8 protein-coding genes are annotated in these 6,938 nt (G+C 58.8%); 3 read left to right on the top strand and 5 right to left on the bottom strand.

Annotation, left to right across the window (positions count from 1 at the left end; genetic code table 11):
* Together BIS10_RS16300 and BIS10_RS16295 are read left to right on the top strand one after the other, a co-directional pair.
* A partial coding sequence (locus BIS10_RS16300) for an amidohydrolase family protein (RefSeq protein ID WP_253506776.1) occupies positions 1-381 on the top strand: 381 nt, incomplete at its 5' end.
* Positions 382-456: 75 nt separating this feature from the next.
* Positions 457-1,281, top strand: a complete 825-nt coding sequence (locus tag BIS10_RS16295; protein WP_083025771.1) for a TraX family protein — start codon at positions 457-459, stop codon at positions 1,279-1,281.
* Here the strand turns inward: BIS10_RS16295 and BIS10_RS16290 are convergent.
* From BIS10_RS16290 to purE, 3 genes are all read right to left on the bottom strand, one after another.
* On the bottom strand, positions 1,259-2,884 hold the full coding sequence (locus BIS10_RS16290; protein WP_253506774.1) for a diguanylate cyclase domain-containing protein: 1,626 nt from the start codon (positions 2,882-2,884) through the stop codon (positions 1,259-1,261). The genes BIS10_RS16295 and BIS10_RS16290 overlap by 23 nt on opposite strands.
* A gap of 141 nt (positions 2,885-3,025) precedes the next feature.
* Positions 3,026-4,156 (bottom strand): 5-(carboxyamino)imidazole ribonucleotide synthase, encoded by a 1,131-nt coding sequence (locus BIS10_RS16285; RefSeq protein WP_253506761.1) that lies wholly within the window; start codon positions 4,154-4,156, stop codon positions 3,026-3,028.
* A 33-nt stretch (positions 4,157-4,189) separates the two neighbouring features.
* Positions 4,190-4,708 carry a 5-(carboxyamino)imidazole ribonucleotide mutase gene (gene purE, locus BIS10_RS16280; protein ID WP_253506758.1) on the bottom strand — a complete coding sequence of 173 codons (519 nt, stop codon included), beginning with the start codon at positions 4,706-4,708 and terminating at the stop codon, positions 4,190-4,192.
* Between the two features lie 217 nt (positions 4,709-4,925).
* Here purE and BIS10_RS18955 point away from each other — a divergent pair, with 217 nt between their 5' ends.
* The gene (locus BIS10_RS18955) at positions 4,926-5,198 is read left to right on the top strand and encodes an XRE family transcriptional regulator (RefSeq protein WP_062362957.1); all 273 of its coding nucleotides are present in this window, start codon (positions 4,926-4,928) and stop codon (positions 5,196-5,198) included.
* Between the two features lie 54 nt (positions 5,199-5,252).
* On the opposite strand, the gene chrA is transcribed toward BIS10_RS18955, so the two are convergent.
* The gene (gene chrA / locus BIS10_RS16270; protein WP_083025795.1) at positions 5,253-6,449 is read right to left on the bottom strand and encodes a chromate efflux transporter; all 1,197 of its coding nucleotides are present in this window, start codon (positions 6,447-6,449) and stop codon (positions 5,253-5,255) included.
* Positions 6,450-6,550: 101 nt separating this feature from the next.
* A partial coding sequence (locus tag BIS10_RS16265; protein WP_253506755.1) for a dihydroxy-acid dehydratase occupies positions 6,551-6,938 on the bottom strand: 388 nt, incomplete at its 5' end.

Raw genomic sequence — 6,938 nt, 5'->3', positions numbered from 1 at the left:
CTGCTGGCTGGTGGCGAAGTACCCGCCTCTGAAGCAGTAGCGCGGGCGCTGAAAGCGCGGATCGAGCCGAGCCAGCTCAGCCTCTCATCAGATGCCAACGCTTCGCTGCCAGAATTTGATGACCAGCATCGGTTTATCGGCCTAAAACCCGGTAAACTCAGCAGCCTGTTCGAGGTGCTAGGTGAGTGTATCCATGAGCACCAGATCAGCATGGAGCACGCGCTGCATTGCGCCTCCACCACCGCCGCCAATGCCTTAAAGCTGCCACAAAAAGGCCGCCTTACGACCGGTTCGGATGCGGATTTTATCGTGCTAAGCGAAGAACGCTGGGCCATTGATCATGTCTGGGCGCTGGGTAAACCGATTTTCAGCGCAGGCTAATCCCCCATCCTCCCAGCGAACTTGCTTAGCCAAACCGGGTCTTTACTATCACTGAACCACATACAAGGAGGTAGCATGGCTGAATCGACGGCGGCTCACGCAACGCCACAGGCAAGCACCGCAGAAGTGTTCCGCCCCTCTTCCCACTGGACCGCCTGGGGACAGTGGCTGGCGCTGTTTACCATGACAGTGGACCACCTGACCCGCTACGTGCTGCCGGGGGATTGGGATTTAGGTTGGGCAGGCTCTTCGATTGGACGCATTGCGTTTCCGCTATTTGCCGCCATGGTGGCGTGGCATGGCTTGTTTAATACGCGTAATCCGCTGCGCTACTCGCGGCGGATTTTGATTATCGGACTCGCCGCACAGTTGCCCTATATGCTGATGCCCCGTGCCTCTGATGCGTTTATCTTAAACGTCTGCTTCACCTTGGCCAGCGGCTTGGCACTGGGTGCTTTGGTGCGCCAGGGCTGGCAGCACTACCAGCAACAAACCTTAGGTTTGGGCTGGCTGATGCTGGGAGCCGCGGTGGGTGTGACCGTGTGGTACCTGCTTGGCTTCTGGGTGGAGTATGGCCATAACGGCCTGCTGCTGATCCCGCTGTTTATGTTTGCCATGCAGGCGCTCAGCGAAACTCGTAACGTGCTGAAATCTCGCCTCTGGGCGGGGCTGGCGGCGTTTCCCGTGCTGTGGATTGCCGGGCAAATGAACGCTTCTGATATGGCTAAATCATTTACCGTCGCCACCTGCGTCATTGTGCTAATGCTGGCCGCCGGTGCCGCTCAGCGCGTGCCCCCCGTGGCGCTTGAGATGCCGCGCCGCCTATGGCTTGCCTGGTACCCGGGGCACTTTGCGTTGATCGCCCTGTGGTTACTGCTTAGCGGTCAACTGGCAGGTTAGGCGCCTGCTCAGCGACCCGTTTATTCACTTCATCGCGCATCCAGGGCTGGTAGCGGCGCAGCCGCGCCCGGCCCTCGGTTTTGGCCTGATACATCGCCATATCTGCCTGTTTTAGCACATCGGTATGGTCAAAGGCTGCCGCGTCAAAACAGGTGTAGCCCATACTGGGCGTTACTTCTACCCAGCGGCTCTCTAAGCGGTATTCACCTGCCAGCGCCTGCTGCACTGTTTCCATATAGCGGGCGGCCGCTGCGTTTAACGCCTCACTCTCCGTCACATCAAACAGTGCGAGCAGCACAAATTCATCGCCGCTCAGACGGGCGGCCATATCATCGTTTTGCAGACACGACTCCAATCGGCGCGCTACCTGTACTAATAAGTCATCCCCTGCTGCGTGGCCCAGGGTGTCGTTAATCAGCTTAAAGCGGTCCATATCCATAAACATCACCAAGCCACCGCGCTGGTCGTTGTCCTGCTCGTTACATAGCGCCTCTAATCGCTCGATAAACAGCCTGCGGTTGGGTAAATCGGTCAATGCATCGTAATAAGCTTGGCGGTAAATAATCGCCTCGCTGCGCTTTCGCTCGGTGAAGTCTTCAATAATCGCCACACCGCCCACCATCTGGTTGCTGGCGCTATGCACCCCATTGAAGAACGCCCGCAAGGGCGTGCCCACACTGGATTTGGGCAGTTGATAAGTGCCTTCGTAGTAGCCCGTGCCTTTCTCCAGCGCATCCCTCACCGCCTGGGCAACCCCTCGGTCGGCGGAACGGTCCAGCATGCGGTAGCCGAGTAACTTCGAGCGCTCCACGCTCAGGATATCCAGCAGTTTGCTATTGCAGTCGGTAATCTGCCCCTGCTCATCAAAGTGCAGTACGCCTAGCGGCGAGTGCTGAAAAATAGAGCGATAGCGGTTTTCGCTTTCGCGCAGTTGCGCCTCCCGGGCGGCCATGTTCACTCGCAGGGCAATATTGTCGTGAATAGTACGGCTAAAGCGGCGGCTAGTGGCGATGATCAAACCCAAAAAAAGCACCAGCATCAGGCCGATTAAAATAGAAAGCGGCGAGCCCTGAAACAGAAACTGCAGCTTAAGCGGCAGCAAAATGGGAAGCACAAAGCCAATGGCGATCCACCACACGGAAGAGAGCGTGGTCACGCCCCCTGCCGCAATCCCGGCCAGCACAATCGAGAGCGCGGCAATTTGGGCGGGGTGATTGTGGCTAAACAGCAGCACGCCGGAGGCGCCCCACACGCAGCCAGAAGCAATCGCCCCCACAGCAAACCAACGCAGCCAGCGCTGGCGCTGCTGCTGTAGAGCAGGCAGGCGCTTAAACCGCTGGGCCAGCAGTAACCTCAACCCTGAAATCACCACCAGCACCGTAAACCAACCCAGCAGTAGCGTCGCATCCACCACTGGCCACATGGCCGCCACCAACAGCCCGCCCGCCAGTACGCTGCTCAGCACCGGCTGCCATAGGTTGTCGTAAAGTAGGCGCACTTTTTCGCCACGCAAACGCTGCATGGTTATATGGTGGTCACGTTGATAGCCACTACGCAGCCCGGAGGCCATCGCCGTGGCGGCGAGGGGTGTGGGGGGCGACATACAAACTCCCTGTTCTTCAGTCGGCTTAACGCCAATCTTATTGGTTAGGCTTTTTTTAATACATCTGTTTTAGCACGTTTAAGTCACAAAAGTAGTGACCATCAGAAATTAAAAAGCCGCCTTTTCAGGCGGCTTCGTTGTTCATAACGTAGATTCAAAACTCCACTCAACGGGGGGCGCATCGGGTATCAACGCCTGACAAGCACGCACTTTTTCAAGCAGCTCGGCGTGACTCGACGCCACGACGTTAACGTGAGCCAGCTTACGCCCTGGGCGCTCGGCTTTGTCGTAGCGATGCAAGTGGGTGTCGGCAATGGCTAGCAGCGCGGCGTTATCACCTTCCAGGCCAATCACATTCACCATGCAGGTAGGTGCAACGGCATTCGTCGCGCCTAACGGCAAGCCTTGAATAGCCCGCAGATGGTTCTCGAACTGGCTGGTCACTGCGCCGTCCATCGTCCAGTGGCCGGAGTTATGCACCCGCGGGGCCATTTCGTTGGCCAGCAGGCTGCCGTCGCGGGTTTGGAACAGCTCCAGCGCCAACACGCCCACGTAATCCAGCTCGTCCAGCAACACACGAATGTAGTTATCGGCGGCTTGTTGAACGCTGGCGTCCAAATCCGGTAGCGGAGCCACGGAGTAGCGCAGAATGCCACCCACGTGCTGGTTTTCCGCCATGGGGTAGAACACCACGTCCCCATCGCGGCCGCGTACGGCAATCATCGAGACTTCGCGTACAAAATCGACAAACGCCTCAACGATCAGCTGCGAATGGCCAATGGCATCCCACGCCTCTTGCGCCTGCTCCGGCGCTTTCAGTACCGCCTGGCCCTTGCCGTCATAGCCTTCGGTAACCGATTTTGCTACCACTGGGCAGCCTAGTTCGGCGGCAGCGGCAGCGAGCTGTTCGGCGCTTTCCACCACGCGGTAGGCTGGTGTCGGAATGCTCAGGCGGTCAAACAGCGCCTTCTCTTCTACCCGATTCTGGCACACCGCAATAGCGCGGCTGCCGGGGTAAACCGGCTTATGCTGCTCAATCTGCTTTACCAGCTCAACGGGGAGGTGCTCGAATTCGTAGGTCACTACATCGACCTTATCGAGAAACGCCGCCAAATGCTGGTTATCCGGGTCGACAATCACCTCGCCAATACCCGCGCTGGGATTACCAGTGGTATCTAAAAACGTAAACGTGTTGCCCAGCGGATAACCTGCCAGCGCCAGCATACGCCCGAGCTGGCCTGCACCGAGGACGCCAATGTTTTTTGCAATCATATGTTTTGCACTCTGTGCGCTCATGATGGCTACCTATTGGGCCGAGGAGTCTACGTCAGGGCGCGGGTCGGGGTTATCCAACACCAACTGGGTCTGCTCGGCGCGGAACGCCTCAACAGCTTCGCGCACGGTGCTGTCCTGAAGGCCCACAATTTGTGCGGCCAGCAGGCCTGCGTTGGTGGCACCGGCTTTGCCAATAGCCAGGGTGCCTACCGCAATGCCACCCGGCATTTGGGCAATAGAAAGCAGTGAATCCAAGCCCTTCAGCGCTTTAGACTCCACCGGCACACCCAGCACCGGCAGCGCCGTTTGTGACGCGACCATACCCGGCAAATGAGCGGCACCGCCTGCGCCTGCCACAATCACCTGCAGGCCACGCTCAGCGGCACTTTTTGCATATTCGAACAGCAGGTCGGGTGTGCGATGCGCCGATACCACACGGGTTTCGTAGGGAACGCCCAACCGCTCTAACATCGCCACCGCGTGCTCCATGACCGGCCAATCAGACTTCGACCCCATGATCACGCCCACCTTGGGTGCGCTGTTCGACATGCAAAACTCCTCGGCCAACGGCCTATTTAAGCTAGAAAGCAGTCCATAAGCCGCGCACAGTGCGCAGCTCACTCAGAAATAGGAAGGCGCATAGTTTACCAGAGCCACGGGCATTTGCGGGTGTTACTCGCTGCGTGAAATTTTCATCAAATTAGGCATTGAAAACCGCGTGAGTTGGCGGCATTGTGTATTTGTCATTTCCGACTGATGGAGTCACATGAGTACGGCATACTCAACTGCTCACGCAGAATCATTAGATCCTCCGCGAAGCAGCCCTGACCTCGATGTCAGGGAATTAGAAAAACGTACGCGCCTCATGCGTATTATTACCCGCCTGATCGCCGTATCAGATCTGGGAAGCCGCGAAATAGCCCGCCAGGCTGGCTTACCCGTTCAAAAGATCAGCGACCTGCTCGCCGGAAGGCTAGAGCATCTGGACATCAACGAGCTTAATGTCCTGCGTCGCACGTTAGAGCTGGAGGCGCCATAGCAGCCACGCCACCTCCCCGCTAACTCTCACCGCTTGAGTATTTCCCCGCCCCGGTTACTGGGGCGGAATCATTACGCCGCCTAACGCCACCACGATGACCACCAGCCATGCAGGCAGTTTCCACACGGTGAGCAGCAAAAAGCCCGTCAACGCCAGCACGAACTCGTAAGGCCCAAGAATGGCACTGGTCCACACCGGCTGATAAAGCGCCGCGCCTAAAATACCCACCACCGCCGCATTGGCACCGCGCATCAGCGCTTGTGCACTGCTCCACTGGCGGAACTGATTCCAAAACGGCAGCACGCCGACCAGTAGCAAAAACCCCGGCACAAAAATCGCCAGCAGCGCCAAAAGCGCGCCAATCACGCTGGGTATCCCTGGCAGCAGCGCCCCTAAATATGCAGCAAACGTAAACAGCGGCCCCGGCACCGCTTGTGCCGCGCCGTAACCCGCTAAGAATTCATCTGCCGTGACCCAACCCGATTGCACTACTTCCGCTTCTAGCAGCGGCAGCACCACATGGCCACCGCCAAACACCAGCGCGCCTGAACGGTAGAACGCATCGACGACGTTCAACCAACCGGCACTCGCCGCTAACAGCGGTAAGAGCACCAACAAAGCGGCGAATAAACCTAATGCTAGCGTGCCCGCTCGGCGTGTCACCGGGAAGTGCAGCGATTCGCTAGATGATGCTGCAGCGCTTTGGCGACAAAGCAGCAGCCCCGCCACGCCGCCCAGCACAATCGCCGCCACCTGCCCCAACGGCCCGCTGACCAGCACCACCGCCAACACTGCTGCCAGGGCAATGCCCGTGCGGGTTTTATCCGGGCAGAGGTTGCGCGCCATGCCCCACACCGCGTGGGCCACAATGGCCACCGCCACCACTTTTAAGCCGTGAATGATGCCGCTGGCCACCGGGCCATCCAGCACCGCCGCGCCCAATGCAAACAGCACCAGCACGATGGCAGAGGGTAGCGTAAACGCCAGCCACGCCATTGCCGCCCCCCAGGGGCCAGCGCGCATCAAACCCAAGGCAAAGCCTACCTGGCTACTGGCTGGCCCCGGCAAGAACTGGCACAGCGCGACCAAATCCGCGTAGGCCTGCTCGCTGAGCCACTGGCGGCGTTCGACAAACGCCGTGCGAAAGTAGCCCAGGTGCGCCACCGGACCGCCAAAGGAGGTCAGCCCCAGCGCTAAAAATGCCCAAAACACCTCGCTGGCTCGTCCTCGTATCTTATTCTCTACCGCCATCGTGCCCACCGTTTACTCATTAAAAAGCGCAAGGCGTTAAGGGTACGCCTTGCGCTTGACGACTTAGTGACAGCCTAACCGTGCCGGTGACTCTTCACAGGTTATTCTTGGTCGGTCACCGCACCGGTACTGGCCGAGCTGACCAATTTGGCATACTTCGCCAACACGCCTTTACGATAGCGCGGCTCAGGCTGTTGCCAAGCCGCACGGCGGCGCATCATCTCTTCATCGCTGATATGCACATCAATGGTATCGGCTTCGGCATCAATGGTGATGGGGTCGCCATCTTCAACCAGCGCCAGCGGGCCGCCGTCGAAGGCTTCCGGCGACACATGCCCCACCACGAACCCGTGGCTGCCGCCGGAGAAGCGGCCATCGGTAATCAGCGCCACATCGTTGCCCAAGCCACGGCCCATAATGGCCGAGGTAGGCGTGAGCATTTCGCGCATGCCGGGGCCGCCTTTTGGGCCTTCGTAGCGAATCACCACC

Origin of the sequence: Halomonas sp. 707B3 (assembly GCF_024158645.1) — a bacterium.
Classification (GTDB): Bacteria; Pseudomonadota; Gammaproteobacteria; order Pseudomonadales; family Halomonadaceae; genus Vreelandella; species Vreelandella lionensis.
This window is presented reverse-complemented; position numbering and strand designations above follow the sequence as displayed.

Coding starts and splice junctions, on each gene's coding strand:
- BIS10_RS16295 (WP_083025771.1), top strand. CDS start 457: ATGGCTGAATCGACGGCGGCTCACGCAACGCCACAGGCAAGCACCGCA.
- BIS10_RS16290 (WP_253506774.1), bottom strand. CDS start 2,884: ATGTCGCCCCCCACACCCCTCGCCGCCACGGCGATGGCCTCCGGGCTG.
- BIS10_RS16285 (WP_253506761.1), bottom strand. CDS start 4,156: ATGATTGCAAAAAACATTGGCGTCCTCGGTGCAGGCCAGCTCGGGCGT.
- purE (WP_253506758.1), bottom strand. CDS start 4,708: ATGTCGAACAGCGCACCCAAGGTGGGCGTGATCATGGGGTCGAAGTCT.
- BIS10_RS18955 (WP_062362957.1), top strand. CDS start 4,926: ATGAGTACGGCATACTCAACTGCTCACGCAGAATCATTAGATCCTCCG.
- chrA (WP_083025795.1), bottom strand. CDS start 6,449: ATGGCGGTAGAGAATAAGATACGAGGACGAGCCAGCGAGGTGTTTTGG.